19 protein-coding genes and 1 riboswitch are annotated in these 16,330 nt (G+C 63.3%); of the genes, 14 read left to right on the top strand and 5 right to left on the bottom strand.

Annotated features, from left to right (window positions below):
• Nucleotides 1–235: 235 nt before the first annotated feature.
• Nucleotides 236–622, top strand: a complete 387-nt coding sequence (locus AC0L3N_RS21985) for a MerR family transcriptional regulator (protein ID WP_023685221.1) — start codon at nt 236–238, stop codon at nt 620–622.
• Nucleotides 623–669: 47 nt separating this feature from the next.
• Here AC0L3N_RS21985 and AC0L3N_RS21980 read toward each other — a convergent pair whose 3' ends face one another.
• Together AC0L3N_RS21980 and AC0L3N_RS21975 are read right to left on the bottom strand one after the other, a co-directional pair.
• Nucleotides 670–1,176, bottom strand: a complete 507-nt coding sequence (locus tag AC0L3N_RS21980) for a methyltransferase family protein (RefSeq protein ID WP_473526666.1) — start codon at nt 1,174–1,176, stop codon at nt 670–672.
• Complete coding sequence (locus AC0L3N_RS21975) at nt 1,173–2,165, bottom strand: acetyltransferase domain-containing protein (RefSeq protein WP_473549492.1); 993 nt, start codon at nt 2,163–2,165, stop codon at nt 1,173–1,175. The genes AC0L3N_RS21980 and AC0L3N_RS21975 overlap by 4 nt, the downstream gene beginning before the upstream one ends.
• Before the next feature lie 259 nt (nt 2,166–2,424).
• Nucleotides 2,425–2,635, top strand: a riboswitch (cobalamin riboswitch).
• Between the two features lie 37 nt (nt 2,636–2,672).
• Between AC0L3N_RS21975 and AC0L3N_RS21970 the strand changes: the two genes are divergently transcribed.
• Genes AC0L3N_RS21970 through cobO form a run of 4 tightly spaced genes read left to right on the top strand, consistent with a single transcriptional unit; the run spans nt 2,673 to nt 4,783 of the window.
• Entirely contained in the window at nt 2,673–2,852 is a 180-nt protein-coding gene (locus AC0L3N_RS21970) for a CbtB domain-containing protein (RefSeq protein ID WP_473549491.1), read from the top strand.
• A 15-nt stretch (nt 2,853–2,867) separates the two neighbouring features.
• A complete protein-coding gene (locus AC0L3N_RS21965) occupies nt 2,868–3,647 on the top strand; it encodes a CbtA family protein (protein ID WP_473549490.1) in 780 nt (259 codons plus the stop codon).
• A gap of 22 nt (nt 3,648–3,669) precedes the next feature.
• The gene (gene cobU / locus AC0L3N_RS21960; protein ID WP_473549496.1) at nt 3,670–4,167 is read left to right on the top strand and encodes a bifunctional adenosylcobinamide kinase/adenosylcobinamide-phosphate guanylyltransferase; all 498 of its coding nucleotides are present in this window, start codon (nt 3,670–3,672) and stop codon (nt 4,165–4,167) included.
• 1 nt (nt 4,168) lies between these two features.
• Nucleotides 4,169–4,783 carry a cob(I)yrinic acid a,c-diamide adenosyltransferase gene (cobO, locus tag AC0L3N_RS21955; protein WP_473549489.1) on the top strand — a complete coding sequence of 205 codons (615 nt, stop codon included), beginning with the start codon at nt 4,169–4,171 and terminating at the stop codon, nt 4,781–4,783.
• 409 nt (nt 4,784–5,192) lie between these two features.
• Here cobO and cbiB read toward each other — a convergent pair whose 3' ends face one another.
• The gene (cbiB, locus tag AC0L3N_RS21950) at nt 5,193–6,161 is read right to left on the bottom strand and encodes an adenosylcobinamide-phosphate synthase CbiB (protein WP_473549488.1); all 969 of its coding nucleotides are present in this window, start codon (nt 6,159–6,161) and stop codon (nt 5,193–5,195) included.
• Here cbiB and cobD point away from each other — a divergent pair.
• Nucleotides 6,160–7,200 (top strand): threonine-phosphate decarboxylase CobD, encoded by a 1,041-nt coding sequence (gene cobD, locus AC0L3N_RS21945; RefSeq protein WP_473549487.1) that lies wholly within the window; start codon nt 6,160–6,162, stop codon nt 7,198–7,200. The genes cbiB and cobD overlap by 2 nt on opposite strands.
• A gap of 114 nt (nt 7,201–7,314) precedes the next feature.
• Nucleotides 7,315–7,824, top strand: a complete 510-nt coding sequence (locus AC0L3N_RS21940) for a tyrosine phosphatase family protein (RefSeq protein ID WP_473549486.1) — start codon at nt 7,315–7,317, stop codon at nt 7,822–7,824.
• A 287-nt stretch (nt 7,825–8,111) separates the two neighbouring features.
• Here AC0L3N_RS21940 and AC0L3N_RS21935 read toward each other — a convergent pair whose 3' ends face one another.
• Complete coding sequence (locus AC0L3N_RS21935; protein WP_473549485.1) at nt 8,112–8,915, bottom strand: creatininase family protein; 804 nt, start codon at nt 8,913–8,915, stop codon at nt 8,112–8,114.
• A 220-nt stretch (nt 8,916–9,135) separates the two neighbouring features.
• Nucleotides 9,136–9,519, bottom strand: coding sequence for a RidA family protein (locus AC0L3N_RS21930; RefSeq protein ID WP_473549484.1), 384 nt, complete (start codon nt 9,517–9,519; stop codon nt 9,136–9,138).
• A gap of 254 nt (nt 9,520–9,773) precedes the next feature.
• Here AC0L3N_RS21930 and AC0L3N_RS21925 point away from each other — a divergent pair, with 254 nt between their 5' ends.
• The 7 genes from AC0L3N_RS21925 to AC0L3N_RS21895 are packed head-to-tail and all read left to right on the top strand — an operon-like array spanning nt 9,774 to nt 16,330.
• Nucleotides 9,774–10,778, top strand: coding sequence for an ABC transporter substrate-binding protein (locus tag AC0L3N_RS21925; RefSeq protein ID WP_473549483.1), 1,005 nt, complete (start codon nt 9,774–9,776; stop codon nt 10,776–10,778).
• Between the two features lie 9 nt (nt 10,779–10,787).
• Nucleotides 10,788–11,618, top strand: coding sequence for an ABC transporter ATP-binding protein (locus AC0L3N_RS21920; RefSeq protein WP_473549482.1), 831 nt, complete (start codon nt 10,788–10,790; stop codon nt 11,616–11,618).
• Entirely contained in the window at nt 11,605–12,456 is an 852-nt protein-coding gene (locus AC0L3N_RS21915) for an ABC transporter permease (protein ID WP_473549481.1), read from the top strand. Before AC0L3N_RS21920 ends, AC0L3N_RS21915 begins: the two co-directional genes overlap by 14 nt.
• A 1-nt stretch (nt 12,457) precedes the next feature.
• On the top strand, nt 12,458–13,765 hold the full coding sequence (locus tag AC0L3N_RS21910) for a cytosine deaminase (protein ID WP_473549480.1): 1,308 nt from the start codon (nt 12,458–12,460) through the stop codon (nt 13,763–13,765).
• The gene (locus AC0L3N_RS21905; RefSeq protein ID WP_473549495.1) at nt 13,765–15,162 is read left to right on the top strand and encodes an FAD-binding oxidoreductase; all 1,398 of its coding nucleotides are present in this window, start codon (nt 13,765–13,767) and stop codon (nt 15,160–15,162) included. The genes AC0L3N_RS21910 and AC0L3N_RS21905 overlap by 1 nt, the downstream gene beginning before the upstream one ends.
• On the top strand, nt 15,162–15,743 hold the full coding sequence (locus AC0L3N_RS21900; RefSeq protein WP_473549479.1) for an NAD(P)H-dependent oxidoreductase: 582 nt from the start codon (nt 15,162–15,164) through the stop codon (nt 15,741–15,743). The genes AC0L3N_RS21905 and AC0L3N_RS21900 overlap by 1 nt, the downstream gene beginning before the upstream one ends.
• Nucleotides 15,743–16,330, top strand: coding sequence for an NAD(P)H-dependent oxidoreductase (locus tag AC0L3N_RS21895; RefSeq protein WP_473549478.1), 588 nt, complete (start codon nt 15,743–15,745; stop codon nt 16,328–16,330). The genes AC0L3N_RS21900 and AC0L3N_RS21895 overlap by 1 nt, the downstream gene beginning before the upstream one ends.

Genomic DNA, 16,330 nt, shown 5'->3' with positions numbered 1-16,330 from the left:
GGAAGCCTCTTTGAATCACGCTAACCTGCGACAGACCACAAATTACACGCCGTCGTTAACCTGAACTCGTTGCCCTGCGGATAAGGCGTTTCAATTGACTTTTACGTAAGTTGCGTGCGAAGTTTCGACGGAGAGCTACCCGTCGATTCCGGCACGGCACGAGCCCCTTTTTGTGAATGAAGGGCATCGCCGCGTGGCGGGCGATCGCGCCGCTTTCCGGGCATTTGGAGTGACGATGCGGGAATATTATTCAATCACCGAACTGACCCGCGAATTCGATGTTTCGACGCGGACGCTGCGCTTCTACGAGGACGAGGGGCTGGTGCAGCCGGTACGGCGCGGCCGTACGCGGCTGTTTCGCCCGTCGGACCGGCACCTCATCCGCCAGATCATGCGCGGCAAGAGGCTCGGATTCTCGATCAATGAAATCCGCGAAATCATCCAGATGTACAAGGAGCCGCCCGGGGAGGTCGGTCAGCTCAACCTGATGATCAAGCGCATCGAGGAAAAGCGCGAGGATCTACGCCAGAAGCGCCGCGACCTCGAAGAGACCTTGGCCGAACTCGACCAGGCCGAGGAATCCTGCGTCGAGCGATTGGTGGAACTCGGCGTCAACACCTGACCGGCCTTTTCGATAATTCTACTCTTAAAAAGACCTTGCCGCACGCCTCAAATCCAGCGCCGCACCTTTTTCGCGTAATCCCGGTATTTCTTGCCGAATTTCGCCGTCAGAACTCTTTCCTCGCCCTCGATAGCCATCTTCTGCGTTGCGAAGGCGGCGATGATCGCCAGCGGCAGGAACCATACGATCCCCGAGATAAGGGCGACGCCGATCATCAGCAGCGTGTTGGCCAGATATATCGGGTTGCGGCTGACGGCGAAGGGGCCTGATGTGACCAGATGGTCCGGCACGGCGTTTGGGTGGAGCGTCGTCTTTGCCCGGATCATGGTGCGGATCGCCGTGAACCAGAGTGCGACGACGCCGAACAATGCCACCCAGCCGGCCGCGAACAGGATGTCGCCCAGAAGGCCGCCGATCCATGGCAGCGGATAGAGCAAGCCAAGCGCGATGCTGACGGCGATGGCCGCGACATAGATCAGCGGCGGCCACGGTATAAACCCCGGTTTCGGCTGTCCCGGTTTCTGTTGCCCAGGTTTCTGTTGATGGTCGGTCATTGTGCTCCTCCCTCCATCAAAGTGCTGTCGGCTTTGGCAGTGCAGGCGCCGGCGAGCTCGTCGAGATGTGCCTTCCATTCCGCAGCTTGGTCGTTGCGGTAGAGCCGATCAAGCGTGGCCTCGCCCTCGAGCGTATCGAGCATGCACACACAATAGCTGGAGCAGAAGTCCGTGTCGCGTGATTGCTCGCACGAAGTCTGGCATTCTTTCAGGAAGGTGACCTGCCTGGTCTCGACCGGTGCCGGCATGACTTGCGAAAAAAGCCAGATCGAGCCGATCAGCACAGGCTGGTGGATCAGATAGAAGGCGAGGCTGTGCCGGCCGATAAAGACCAGCGGATTTGTCCAGCGGCCGGGCGTCAGGCCTGCCAACCGCGTCAGCAGGCCGGAGGCGGAGGCGAGTTTTGCCGTCGCGATACCCGCAAGCACAGCGCCGAACCATGGAAACAGCGGGACATAATCGTTGGAGCGCGGGTTGGTTGCCGACAGGCCGACCCACCACAGGGCCGGATGGTCAAAGGTCTCGGACCTGAGGTAGAGCGGCGCGGTTATGACGAAAGCTGCCATAACCAGCGTCAGCAGCGCCGGCAGCCGCAGGAACGCCAGGCCGAGCAGGCTGGCGAGCGCGATCTCGTGCAGGATACCGAAAAAGATGAAACTGTCCGGCGTGGCAAGCCTCGTGGCAGCCGATATGGCGAGCGCCGCCCCGGCGACCATGGCGAAGCGTTTCCAGAAGCCGTCCCAGCGGATCAGTTTGCCATGGGCGAGGAACAGGCTGACGCCGACCAGGAACAGGAAGGTCGAAGCGATGCAGCGCGCGTAGAATTTCCACCAGCCGAAGGCGGTCAGGCCGGGATCGGTGTAGCCAAAGAATTCGAGATCCCAGGTGAAATGGTAACTCGCCATGGCAAGCAAAGCGACGCCGCGGGCGACGTCGATGGCGATGATGCGCTTGGATCGGTCCTGAACGGTCGGCGTAGAAATGCTCATGGTCTCGCAATCTGATTCAGCACTGCAAGACGACTATCATGGTTGCCCCAGACAAAAGAAGACAGGGCCAAATCCCGTTGATGCTCAGGGCGTCGGTGAAAGCGCCGTATGCCGCTGACGCACCCATTAGAAGCGATGCGGGCCATATTCCTCGGCATCAGCACTCCGGCCTCGTGGCGCCGGCCGGCTGGTTCCAGAGACGGTGCATTCGCGCTGGTAGCTGGCGGAATTTGGTTTGCCGGGCACGGCGATTCTGCCTATAGTCGCACCCGTCGTCGGTTCCGTTTGGAACCAAGAGGGAATGCGGTAAGGGCGATTCTTTGCCCAATGCCGTGGCTGCCCCCGCAACTGTGTGCGGTAGTCCTCTCCATATGCCACTGAAGAGTTTCTTTCGGGAAGAGCTTCTTCGGGAAGGTGGGGAAGGGCGCTGACCCGCGAGCCAGGAGACCTGCCGGCGACAGGAGAACTGACTTCTATGCCCTCGGGTGGAGGGCGAAAGGACAAGACATGAATACCGCTTCCGTCTCGCTCGGCGCTTCCATCTCCTCGCAGTCGCGCTTCGTGCAGCTGGCGCTTGCTGCATTTCTCGGCATTTTCGTCATGGGCTTTGTCGGCTTCTCGCATATCGATGCGGTCCACAATGCCGCCCACGACTATCGCCATTCGATGGCGTTTCCCTGCCACTGACGAGGGGCCGACATCATGACACTGTTTCGCAACGTCGTATTCATCGCGGCGATCGCAGGGCTTGTGGCTGGCGTCGTTCTTGCCTGCATGCAGGCCTACGCCACCGTGCCGCTCATTCTCAAGGCGGAAGTCTACGAGCAGGCCGGCGGTGGTCACACGCATGACCATACCGCGGCGCCCGCCGCGAACGCCTCGGACGCCAATGCCATGAGCAGCGCCGCACCGGCGCCGGCCGAAGCTGCGGCCCCGGAAGACGAAGGCTGGGCGCCGGCCGACGGTTTTGAACGATTCGCCTTCAATGTCGTTGCCAACGTCGTCACCGGCATCGGCTTTGCGCTGATCCTGGTCGCCGCTTCGGAGTTCGCCGGCGGCATCGGCAATTGGCGTCAGGGCCTGTTCTGGGGCCTTGCCGGCTTTGCGGTGTTCACGCTGGCTCCGAACCTCGGCCTGCCGCCCGAACTGCCGGCTATGATGCCGGCTGCCGATCTCACCCAGCGCCAGATCTGGTGGACGGCGACGGTGATAGCGACCGCGGCCGGTCTCGGGCTGCTCGCCTTTCGCAAATCGCTGCCGCTGGCGCTGCTTGCCGTGGCGTTGATCGTGGCGCCGCATATTGTCGGCGCGCCGCAGCCCGACAGTTTCGAATCGCCGATCCCGGAAGGCCTGCACCACCAGTTCGTGGTGGCGGTGACGCTGACCAATCTGGTGTTCTGGCTGGTGCTCGGCGCCGTCGTCGGCGCGGTGCGCGGCCGCTTGACCGGCACCGCGACCGGCCTGCGCGACAGCTTTGCCTGATCCCGTTGCTCCCGGCGGGAGGCTGACCCTGGTCATCGGCGGTGCGCGCTCCGGCAAGAGCGCGTATGCCGAAAGATTGGTGACGGCCTGTCCGGCGCCGTGGGCCTACATCGCCACGGCGCAAGCCTATGATGACGAGATGCGTGAGCGTATCACGCTGCACCGGTCGCGGCGTGGCGAGGGCTGGACGACCGTCGACGCGCCGCTTGATCTCGTCGGCGCGATCGAGGCGCTGCCTGACGGCCGGCCCGTCCTGATCGACTGCCTGACGCTGTGGCTGACCAACCATATGCTGGCCGAACATGACGTTGAGGCCGAATGCCGAGGGCTGGCGGAAGTGCTGTCGCGGCCGCGCGGGCCGTGGTTCGTGGTTTCCAACGAAGTTGGCCAGGGCATCGTGCCCGACAATGCGCTCGCCCGCCGGTTTCGCGATGCCGCCGGCCGGCTCAACCAGCAGGTCGCGGCAGTCGCCGGCACCGTGCTGCTGATGGTGGCGGGACTGCCGCTCAAGGTGAAATGAGATGACCGATATCGACGACAGGGACGAGGAACGCCACCGCGCCAAGATGGCCAAGCGCAAGGCGGTGCAGGACGCAGAGGTCGCGGCAAAGACGGTCGAGAAGGGGCTGCTGATCGTCAACACCGGGCCCGGCAAGGGCAAGACCACTGCCGCCTTCGGGCTGGCGCTGAGGATGCTCGGCTACGGCAGGCGCGTCGGCGTCGTCCAGTTCATCAAGGGCAAATGGCACACCGGCGAGAAGGACGCTTTTGCAGCTTTCGGCGACCGTGTCGTCTGGCACACGATGGGCGAGGGTTTCACCTGGGAGACGCAGGATCTAAAGCGCGACATCGCCGCCGCCGAGGCTGCCTGGGCCAAGGCGCTGGAGCTGATGGCTGACCCGTCGATCAGCCTTGTGGTGCTCGACGAGTTGAACATCGCGCTGCGCTACGACTATCTCGATCTCGACAAAGTGGTGGCGGCGCTGAAAGGGCGGCGCGAAAACCTGCATGTCGTCGTCACGGGCCGCAACGCCAAGCCGGCTCTGGTCGATGCCGCCGATCTGGTCACCGAGATGGGCGTGACCAAACATCACTTTTCCGCCGGCGTTAAGGCGCAGCAAGGCATAGAGTTTTGAACACTCCGAAGGAGGCTTCACCGGCGAAGCGGCCGATCTCCTCCTTGCGGGGAGATGGCCGGCAGGGCAGAGGGGGTCTCAAGACCTGGGTTCCTCGCCCACCGCGAAGCGGGGGGAGAGAAGCTATGGGGCGGCGGCGAGGGGCCTTCGTAGAGCGCGGTTCCCCTCTCCGTCTCGGCTTCGCCGAGCCACCTCTCCCCACTTTCGTGGGGCGAGGAACCCAAGCTGGAATGAAGCCGCGCTCCGGCACACCCCCTCTGCCTTGGCGGCCACAGCTATTTTGTTCTGGCTTTGTGCCGGCAGTTGTGCTAGTAATTTCTGCATGGTGCTGATTTGCGCCAGCGACCCGCCCCTGAGGCGGGTTTTTTATTTTAGCCGATCTTCGACCGGCGCAGGTCTGGACTGGGCGTCACGCAGCGATAACAATCACCGACAGCAAGCCGAACAGCGCGATCAGCAGAAAGTCGGCTACCCGGTAGAGTTTCAGTGCCCGCCTGATGTCGACACTCTCGGCATCGCGGTGGCCGCCTTCGCCCATGAACGCATCGTCGACCATGACGCCGTCATAGGAGCGCGGCCCGGCGAGCGCCAACCCGAGCGCGCCGGCCATCGCGGCCTCAGGCCAGCCGGCGTTGGGCGAGCGGTGTTTTTTCGCGTCGCGCAGCACTGTGCGCCAGGCGTTGCCGGCATCGGCGTCTTTGACGAAGAAGGCGGCCAGCACGATGAGCAGCGCGGTCAGCCGCGACGCCGGCAGGTTGATCAGATCGTCGAAGCGCGCTGCCGCCTGGCCGAAGGCCTCGTGGCGCGGCGTGCGGTGGCCGATCATCGAATCGGCCGTATTGGCGGCCTTGTAGGCGACGCCGCCGGCCAGCCCGCCGACGCCGATCCAGAAGACGGGCGCGACGACGCCGTCTGAAAAATTCTCGGCCAGGCTTTCGATCGCCGCGCGGCAGACGCCCGCTCTGTCGAGCCTTTTCGGATCGCGGCCGACGATCCGTGAAACGGCAGCACGGCCGATGTCGAGCCCGCCATTGTCGAGTCCGTCGGCCACCTGCTCGACATGCTCGGCCAGGCTCTTCTGCGACAGCAGCGATGTCGCCAGAATTGCCGTGAGGACCAGTCCGGCTGGAATGCCCGATAGCACGGTTTCAACCGCGAAAGCGATGGTGGCCGGCACCAGCACGATGATCAGCAGTGCATCAATGCCGCGCCGACGACGGACGGCGTCGGAATCAATGGCGCGGTTGAGCCTGCAGTCGAGAAAGGATATCAGCCTACCGAACCAGGTGACGGGATGGCCGATGGCGCCAAGCAGCCAGCCCGGGTAGCCGACAGCGAATTCAACAACCAGTGACAGGAAAGCGATCAGGATCGACATGAAGTCTCTTGATGGAGCGGCGGCAGTGTTGGATCACGGCGGAAGCCTTGGCCGGGCGTTGGCGCTTTTTCCCAATGCGCCGCAGCCCTTCGTCGACCTCTCGACCGGTATCAATCCGCACTCCTACCCGTTTTTCGAGCTGCCCGCCACCGCTCTGTCAAGATTGCCGGAGGCTTCGCGCGCCCGTGAGTTGGCCAACGTCGCGGCAAGCGCCTATGGCGCGCCATCGGCAGCGAATGTGGTGGCGGCACCGGGCACGCAGATCCTGTTGCCGCGCGTCGCCTCGCTGGCGAGCCCCGGCAAGGCGCTGGTGCTCGGACCGACTTATGCCGAACATCAGCGGGCAGCGGCGATCGTCGGTCATGCGGTGATGGAGGTCGACGATTTCGAGGCCCTGGCAGGAGCCGACCTCGCCATCGTCGTCAACCCCAACAATCCGGACGGGCGCGTCATCGAACGCAAGAAGCTGCTTGGGCTTGCCGGAAGATTGCGCGCCAAAGGCGGAGTGCTGGTCGTCGACGAGGCCTTCATGGATGTCGGCCCGCGCGCGGAAAGCCTGGCCGGCGATGTCGAGCGAGGCAGCATGGTCGTGCTGCGCTCCTTCGGCAAGTTCTTTGGCCTCGCCGGCCTGCGGCTTGGCTTTGCACTGGCCGACGCGCTGACAGTCGAACGGCTGGAGGCGCAATTCGGACCGTGGGCTGTTCCCGGACCGGCGCTCGAATATGGCATCCGCGCGCTTGCCGACGTGGATTGGCAGGTCGAGATGCGGCGCCGTCTGGCCGAGGATGCCGCGCGGGTCGATGCGCTGTTCGGCCGCTTCGGCGTTGCTGTTGCCGGCGGCACCACGCTGTTCCGCTATATCAGGCTGGCGGACGCCGCCGGTTTGTTTTCGGTGCTTGGCGAGCGCGGCATCCTGCTCCGCCATTTCTCCGACCGGCCGCATGTGCTGCGCGCCGGGCTGCCGGGCGGGGACGAGGAATGGCAGCGACTCGAATTGGCTCTTGCCGACTGGGCGCAACAACGGGACGATGGCGCCTAAAGCGCGTCGCATTTGAACGGACTCATGCGACGCTTTAAGTTCTTGTTTTTATGCATGTCGTTATCGCAAAACCGCTGCGCACTTTTGCGCGACATGCATTAGGGAGATCAAGCAATGATCCATGTCTGTTCGCTGTCAAAAGTCGAGGAAACCGTCGCGAAGACCGGCGCCGAGCGGCTGCTTTCCCTGCTGGCCGCCGGTTCCGAGGTGACGCGCCCGGCCTCGATCGCTCGGGAAAACCATCTGCATCTGGTCATGCACGACATTGCCGTGGCGCAAGAGGGCATGACCATGCCGGGCGAGGCGCATGTCCGCAACCTGCTCGATTTCGCGCGCCGATGGGATCGTGCAAGGCCGATGGTCGTGCATTGCTATGCCGGCATCAGCCGGTCGACCGCCTCGGCCTATATCATCGCAGCAGCATTGGCGCCAAAGCGCTGCGAGGTCGAATTGGCCGAGACGCTGCGTGCGTTGTCGCCCACCGCGACGCCCAATCCGCGGCTGATTGCAATTGCCGACGCGCTGCTCGAGCGCAACGGCCGCATGATCCGCGCAATCGAGGCGATCGGGCGCGGCGCCGAGGCCTTCGAGTGCACGCCTTTTGCGTTGAAGATCGACGCTTGATTCCTAGTCTTGAGGACAGTTGTTTGAGCCATCAAGCCACCAAGCAACCGAGTCCTAATCGTGCTGCGATCGCTGCAGGTATTGGCGACGTCGGCGCTGCCCCTCATCTGCCTGCCGGCATCTTCTCCCCGTATAGTGACGGGGAGAAGGGGCTGGCAGCAACGCTGGCGCCTTTCGTCAACGCTGGCGATTGGCGAAACCGTCGATGACAGCGTCCCTCGCCCCGTTTACGGGGAGAGGATGCCGGCAGGCAGGTGAGGGGCGGCGCGGCGCTAGCGGAGAGCTTCCTACGCCAGCCAGTCGGCAAGCTTCGCCTTGCGCACATCCTTCAACAGGCTGATGAAACCGTCAGCCTGATGGTTGGCGGTAAGCCTGCCCTTTTCGGCCGTTGCAATGCTGGCATCGCCGACCACGCCGTTCGGGTTGAGATCGGTGGCGATCCAGGCGAAGGCGTGCGTTCCGGTGTGGCGCAGCAGCGAAAATTCCTTTTCAGCGCGGGCGACGTTGGACACGAAATTGTCGGCCTTTGTCATGTCGACCAGATCCGGCCGGAAATGCAGCATCAGCGAGGTCTCGACATCACCGCCATGGATGCCTTGGCGGTCCTCAAGCTCCGTATACATGCCGGCCGGCCGGCCAAAGCGCTGCCAGCTTGTCTTCACCGCCAGCATCTTTGCCCGCACGCGCAATTCGCGGGTGATGATGCCCATGATCTCCTCGTTGCCGCCATGCGAGTTGACGACGATCAGTTTCTTGACGCCGGCGCGCGCGATCGACAGGCCAAGCTCGGTCCACGCCTCGATCAAGGTCGCCGCCGGCAAAGTGAGGGTTCCCGGCGCATGCAGGTGCTCGTTCGATTTTCCCACTGCCTGGACCGGCAGGATGCGGATGTCGAGATCGCCGGGCAGGCGCGCGATCACCGTTTCGAGCATGCCGTTCATAATCGAGGTGTCGGTCGACACCGGCAGATGCGGCCCGTGCTGTTCGATCGCCGCCACCGGCAGGACAGCGATCGTCGCCTCCGGATCGATGGCGGCGTATTCGGTGGTCCGGTAGTCGCCCCACCACACGCGTCTTTTTGTTCCGGCCATTTTGAACCTCGAAGAGACTGAATGCGCGTCTGCGCTGCCCTCACCCTTTCCCTCTCCCCGTGAAGGACCGGGAGAGGGGATTGCCAGCGTTGCGGCCAGCCCTTCTTCCCGTCACTATACGGGGAGAAGGTGCCGGCAGGCGGATGAGGGGCAGCACCAGCCTTTGTCGTGTAACTTGAGATCGCTGGCCTGTCGATTCTCAGCCTGCGGCGAGCGCTCCTCACCCTGCCGCGATGACCTCGATCTCGACCTTGAATTCCGGCCGCGCGAAACCGGACACAATCATCAATGTCGAGGCGGGTGCTGGGCTGGCGAACAGGCGGTCGCGGACGTCCATATAGGGCCGCAGGAAGGCGCGGTCGGTGACATAGGCGTTGATGCGGACGATGTCGGTGAGTCCAAGCCCGGCGTCGCCGAGAATCGCGGCGATGTTCCGAAAACAAAGTTCGGCCTGTGCGCCGGCATCTTCCGGGATCCGATCGTCCGCAGTGATGGCGACCTGGCCCGAACACAGCACCAGCCTCTTGCCGGGAGGCACCTCGACGCCATGGCTGTAGCGGGCGAAGGGCGGCTTGATCGACTTCGGCGTCAGGAATTTGAACATGAAAATCCCCAGTCTGCCGCCAGCGTAAGGCCGGATTGGGCGAGCCTTCAAGATGCGGTGCATGTTATCAGGGCGATTGTGGACAGGCGTTCAAAAAATAGGCACGATGCCTTCGTTACAGCATGACCCGTCCGGCCTCCGCGCACGACTGTTGCGCAGGCGGGCGGCCGCGGCGATGGCATGTGTCTTGCTTCTTGAATCGATGGTGTCGCGTCCGGCGCGTGGCGCGCCGGAGCCAACAGAGGGTGGTGTGGATGGACGGAAAACTTAAGATTTCGGTGGGCGCGATCGTGCTGCTTGCCGCAAGCACGCTGAGCGCGGCAGCAAATGAAAAAGTCACCTTCGGCACCAACTGGCTCGCCCAGGCCGAGCACGGCGGCTACTATCAGGCGGCCGCTGATGGCACCTATGCCGCTTGCGGGCTCGACGTAACGATCATGCAAGGTGGCCCGCAGGTCAGCGGTCGGCCGCTGCTGCTCGCCGGCAAGATCGACTTCTACATGGGCGGCAACATGCTGCAGGCCTTCGACGCCGTTCAGCAGGAGATTCCGCTGCGCGTGGTCGCCGCCTCCTTCCAGAAAGAGCCGCAGGTGATCATGGCCCATCCGGGTCAAGGGCTCGACAGATGGGAAGATTTGAAGAACGCGGACCAGTACATCATCGCTGACGAAGGTGCACAGAGCTTCTTCCAATGGATGGTAACGGAATTCGGCTTCGATCCGGCCAAGCGCGTGCCCTACACCTTCAACCCCGCACCTTTCATCGCCAATCCAAAATCGATCCAGCAAGGCTACGTGACCTCAGAGCCCTATGCCGTCGCCAAGGAAGGCGGCTTCCAGCCCAATTTGTTCCTGCTCGCCGACTACGGCTTCGACACCTATGCGACGACGATCGAGACCATGCAGGCCACGATCGACAAGCGGCCGGAAGTGGTTCAGTGCTTCGTCGATGGCTCGGCCAAGGGCTGGTACAATTATCTCTACGGCGACAACGCTGCCGCCAATGCGGCGATCAAGAAGGACAACCCCGACATCAGCGACGAGCAGATCGCGTTTTCGATCGAGCAGATGAAGAAATTCGGCATCGTCGATTCCGGCGACACCGAAAAACTCGGTATCGGCGCGATGACTGACGCGCGCATCCAGAGTTTCTACGACAAGATGGTCAAGGCCAAGGTCGTGCCGGCCGGCGTCGACATCAAAAAGTCCTACACGCTGGCCTTCGTCAACAAGGGCGTCGGGATCGAGCTGAAGAAATAGCGCCCAGGCATGATGCAGGAAAAAGTGGCGCAAGCGCCGGCGAGCGCATCGGGCAAGGGTCCGATGCTGCTCGCGCTGCGCGGCGTCGGCAAGGTCTTTTCCAATGGCGTGACAGCGCTCAGCGCCGTCGACCTGACGATCCGGGAAGGCGACTTTCTCAGCCTTCTCGGCCCGTCCGGCTGCGGCAAGTCGACGGCCTTGCGCCTCATTGCGGGTCTTGCAACGCCGACCTCCGGCCTGCTCGACTGGCGCGGCAGCAGCTCTGTCGACCGCTCGAATATCGGCTTCGTCTTCCAGGAGCCGACGCTGCTGCCCTGGGCCGATGTCTTCGACAATGTCTGGCTGCCGCTGCGGCTGAAGGGCGTGTCGCGGGCCAAGGCTGCGCCTGTCGTGATGGAGATGCTGGCGCGGGTCCACCTGACCGGCTTCGAGAATGCCGTGCCGCGCGAGCTGTCCGGCGGCATGAAGATGCGCGTCTCGATCGCCCGTGCCATGGTGACCAAGCCGCGTATTCTGCTGATGGACGAGCCGTTCGCGGCATTGGACGAGATCACCCGGTTCAAGCTCAACAATGATCTTCTGGAACTGTGGCAGGACGAGCGTTTTACCGTCGTCTTCGTCACCCACAGCGTCTTCGAAAGCGTTTTCCTCTCCAACCGCGTCGTCGTCATGGCGGCGCGGCCGGGCCGGGTGTTCAAAGAACTCGCCATCGATGCGCCCTATCCGCGCAATGAAGCCTTCCGCACTTCGCCAGCCTATGCCGCGTTCTGCCGCCAGGCGTCCGATGTGCTGATCGGCGCCATCAACTCAACTTCCGGACCGCATCATGACGGCCATTGAAGAACACGTGCTGAGGCTCGATCCCGAGGAGGCGCGTCGCGTGCGCCAGCAGCGGCTCGAGCGAATCGGCCGATGGCTGCTGCCGCTGGCGATCATGATTCTGGCCATCTGGCTGTGGGACCGCATCTGCGTCTGGAACGACATCCCGAAATATATCCTGCCGCGCCCCGGTGTGGTGCTGCAAACGCTGTTCGACGATGCCGGGCTGCTGTTCTCCTCGCTGCTGGTGACGCTCAAGATCACCTTCCTCAGCCTGCTTCTGGCCGTCATCGGCGGTGTCGGGCTAGCGGTGCTGTTCGCGCAATCGAAATGGGTGGAGATGTCGTTCTTCCCCTTCGCCATCGTGCTGCAGGTGACGCCGATCGTCGCGATCTTCCCTCTGATCAACATCTATGTCGACAACCAGACGACGAAGCTTCTGCTGTGTGCCTGGATCGTCGCCTTCTTTCCGATCCTGTCCAACACGACGCTCGGCCTCAATTCCGTCGACCGCAATCTGCGCGACATGTTCAAGCTCAACGGCGCGACCCGCTGGCAGCAATTGCGCTATCTGCGCCTGCCGGCGGCGATGCCCTATTTCCTCGGCGGGTTGAAGATAGCCGGCGGTCTGTCACTGATTGGCGCGGTGGTGGCGGAATTCGTCGCTGGGGCCCAGGGGCAGTCGTCGGGGCTTGCCTCGCGCATCATCGAGGCCGGCTACCGGCTCAACGCACCGCGGCTGTTCGCGGCGCTGATCCTGATCTCGTTCACCGGCATTCTGATCTTCCTGGTGCTGTCACTGATCTCGCATCTGATCCTGCGGCGCTGGCACGAGAGCGCGCTGAAGCAGGAGCGATGAAATGTTGGAGATACCGGCCTCTGGTCCTTATCATCTCACCAACGCCCGGCTTCATGCGTCCCTGACGCCGGGACTCTCCGCTGCCTATGACAGCGATGGGTTTGCGCTCGCCGACATCGCCGTCGCCGACGGCAGGATTTCCAGCATTATCGCGCATCGCCAGTCCAATACACCCGCAGAGGCCGTCGACCTCGGCGGACGCATCGTTATGCCGTGCTTCGTCGACTGCCACACGCACATCGACAAGGGCCATATCTGGCCTCGAAAACCCAATCCGGACGGCACGTTCATGGGCGCGCTGAACGCAACCGGCGCCGACCGTGTCGCCCGCTGGAGCGCTGACGACGTCGCCCGCCGCATGGATTTTTCGCTGCGCTGCGCCTACGCGCACGGCACCAGGGCACTGCGCACCCATCTCGATAGCGTCGCGCCGCAGGAGGAGATCTCCTGGCCGGTGTTCGAGACGATACGGGAGAAATGGCGCGGCCGCATCGAACTGCAGGCGGCCTGCCTGCTCGGCATCGAAGGTGTGCGCGACAAGAAATGGTTCGAAAGGCTGGCAAAACGTGTCGCTGCGGCCAAGGGTGTGCTCGGCGTCGTTACCTATATGCTGCCGGACCTGGAAGAGCTTCTCGACCAGGTGTTCGCGCAGGCGATCAAGCATGGCCTCGACCTCGATTTCCACGCCGACGAGACCGACGACATCTCGGCGATCTCGCTGAAGAAGGTCGCCGAGGCGGCCCTGTGGAACGGTTTTGAGGGAAACATCCTTGTCGGCCATTGCTGCTCGCTGGCACGCCAGCCCGATCTCGACGTGCTCGACACGCTGGACAAGGTGGCGAAGGCGGGGCTCGCCGTGGTGTCGCTGCCGATGTGCAATCTCTATCTGCAGGACCGGCGCGGCGACAAGACCACGCCGCGCTGGCGTGGGGTGACGCTGCTGCACGAGATGAAGGCGCGCGGCATTCCTGTGGCCGTCGCCTCCGACAACACCCGAGACCCGTTCTACGCCTATGGCGATCTCGATATGCTGGAGGTCTATCGCATGGCGACGCGCATCCTGCATTTCGATCATCCGGTCGGCGACTGGCCGCAAGCGGTGACTTCGACACCAGCCCAGGTGATGCGGCTCGATGGCTTCGGCACGCTCGCCGCCGGCGGTGCTGCTGACTTCGTCGTCTTTAGGGGACGGAGCTGGACGGAATTGCTGTCGCGGCCCGAATCGGATCGCATCGTGGTGCGCGAGGGTCGCGCCATCGAGTGCCACTTGCCCGACTATGCCGAACTCGATGATCTGATGGTGGGATGATGGACCTGGCTGCGCTGAAACGCGATCTCGACGGCCTGAAGATCGATGACCATCCGGCGATCGTCCAGCAGAAAAGCCGCGACTTCTACTGGTACAGTCCGGTGCTGAAGCAGCAACTCGACCATGTCACCGGCGACATGATCGTGACGCCGAAGACGGAAGACGAGGTGATCCGTGTGCTTGCCGCTTGCCACCGGCATGGCGTTCCGGTGACGCCGCGCGGCAGCGGCACCGGCAATTACGGGCAGGCGATGCCTTTGTCCGGCGGCGTCGTGCTCAATCTCGCCGAGATGAACGCAGTTAAGACGATCGCGCCCGGCCGTGTCGTGACCGGTCCAGGTGCCGTCCTCGCCGACATCGACAGGGCGACGCGCGCGCATTCCGGGCAGGAGCTCCGGATGTCGCCATCGACCTACAACACGGCGAGTATAGGCGGCTTTGTCGCCGGCGGTTCGGGTGGCGTCGGCTCGATCCGCTGGGGCGGGCTGCGCGACCTCGGCAATGTCATCCGGCTCAGGACCGTGACGATGGAGGCGGAGCCTCGCATAATGGACCTTAGCGGCGAGGAGGTGCTGAAGGTGATGCATGCCTACGGCACCAACGGCATCATCACCGAAGTCGAGATGCCGCTGACCGCTGCTTATGACTGGATCGATGTCATCGTCGGCTTCGACGATTTCATGGATGCAGCCGGCTTCGGCAACGATCTCGCCATCCAGGATGGCATTCTGGCGAAGCTGATCACGCCGATCGCCGCTCCGATCCCCTACGACTATTTCAAGCGGCACCAGAAATTCTTCCGGCGCGAGCAAAGCATCGTCGTCTGCATGATCGCGCCGCATGCGATGGACGCCTTTGTCGCTCTCAGGGCGCGCAGCAAGGGCGAGATCGTCTTCCGCGCCGACAAGGAGGCCGATCTCAAGGGCCTGCCGCCGGCCTATGAGCTGACCTGGAACCATACGACGCTGCGCGCCATCAGGGTCGACCCGACGATTACCTATCTGCAGACTCGCTATCCGTCGCCGGATCATCTCGCTCACATCAAGGCGATGATCGACCGCTTTGGCGACGAAGTGCCGACACATCTCGAATTCATCCGCTTCGACGGCGCGATCGGCGTCGCCGGACTGCCGCTGGTGCGCTTCACAACGGCGGAGCGGCTCGACGAGATCATCCGCATCCATGAAGACAATGGCTGCTGGGTCTTCAACCCGCACCGCTACACGCTGGAGGAGGGCGGTATGAAGCAGACGGACGAGGTGCAGCTCGCCTTCAAGCGCGAGACCGATCCGCAAGGGTTGCTCAATCCGGGCAAGATGATCGCCTGGGAAAACCCGGACTACGAATATCGCTCGGGCAAGTCGTTCCTGTTCAAGGGGTTGCAGAAGGCGGGGTGATGAACATCCTCGTTCTCTACGCCCATCCGGTCGAGACCAGCTTCAATGCCGGTTTGCACAAGGTGATCGTCGAGCGGCTGACGGCCGCCGGCCACGCCGTCGACGACTGCGACCTCTATGCCGAGGATTTCGACCCGCGGCTGACGCGGGCCGAGCGGCTCGGTTATCACGATGAGCGCGGCGCCGGGAATCCGGCAGCGCCCTATGTCGAGCGCCTGCTGCGGGCAGAGGCGCTGGTGCTGTCGTTTCCGGTGTGGAACTTCGGCTACCCGGCGATCCTGAAAGGCTTTTTCGACCGCGTCTTCCTGCCGGGCGTGTCGTTCAAGCTGGTCAACGGCAAGGTGCAGCCGTCGCTGCACAACATCCGCAAGCTGGCGGCGGTCACAACCTATGGCGGCAGTCGGTTCCACGCCATGTTGATGGGCGACCCGCCGCGCAGGCTGGTCAAGCGTGTGCTGCGCGCCACGGTCAAGCCAGGTGCCTCGGTGTCCTATCTCGCGCATTACTCAATGAACTTTTCGACCGATGAAACGCGCAAGAGATTCATGGCGAAGGTCGCCGCCAGCATGGATGCCTTCTGATGCGGGTCCTGGTGGTTTACTGCCATCCTGTGCCCGAAAGCTTTTGCGCCGCGATCCGGGATAGTGCCATCGAGGTGCTGAAGGCGGGAGGCTGGGGGGTGCGGCTGCTCGACCTCTATGCGGAGAATTTCGATCCGGTCATGGGCTGCGGCGAGCGACGCTCCTACAATGAGCACGCCCCGCAGGATCCGGCGCTCAAGCCGCATACCGAAAATCTCAACTGGGCCCAGGCAATCCTCTTCATCTATCCGACATGGTGGTACGGGTTGCCGGCGATGCTGAAGGGCTGGCTAGACCGGGTCTGGGCGACCGACGTCGCCTTCCGACTGCCGGCCGGCAAGGGACGGATCCAGTCGCTGATGAGGCATGTGACGAGGATCGGGGTGATCACGACCTGCGGCGCACCGACCTGGTGGAGCGTCGTCGTCGGCCAGCCAGGACGCAAGACGATCCTGCGCGGCATGCGGGCGCTCTGCGCTACCCGCTGCAGGACGTTCTTTCTGGCGCACTACCTGATGGACGCGTCGACTCCAAAGACGAGGGCGGCGTTCCTGGAGAAAGTGCGAACGAAGCTGGAGCGGTTTTGA

It is taken from the genome of Mesorhizobium sp. WSM4807 (genome assembly GCF_055811615.1).
This window is presented reverse-complemented; position numbering and strand designations above follow the sequence as displayed.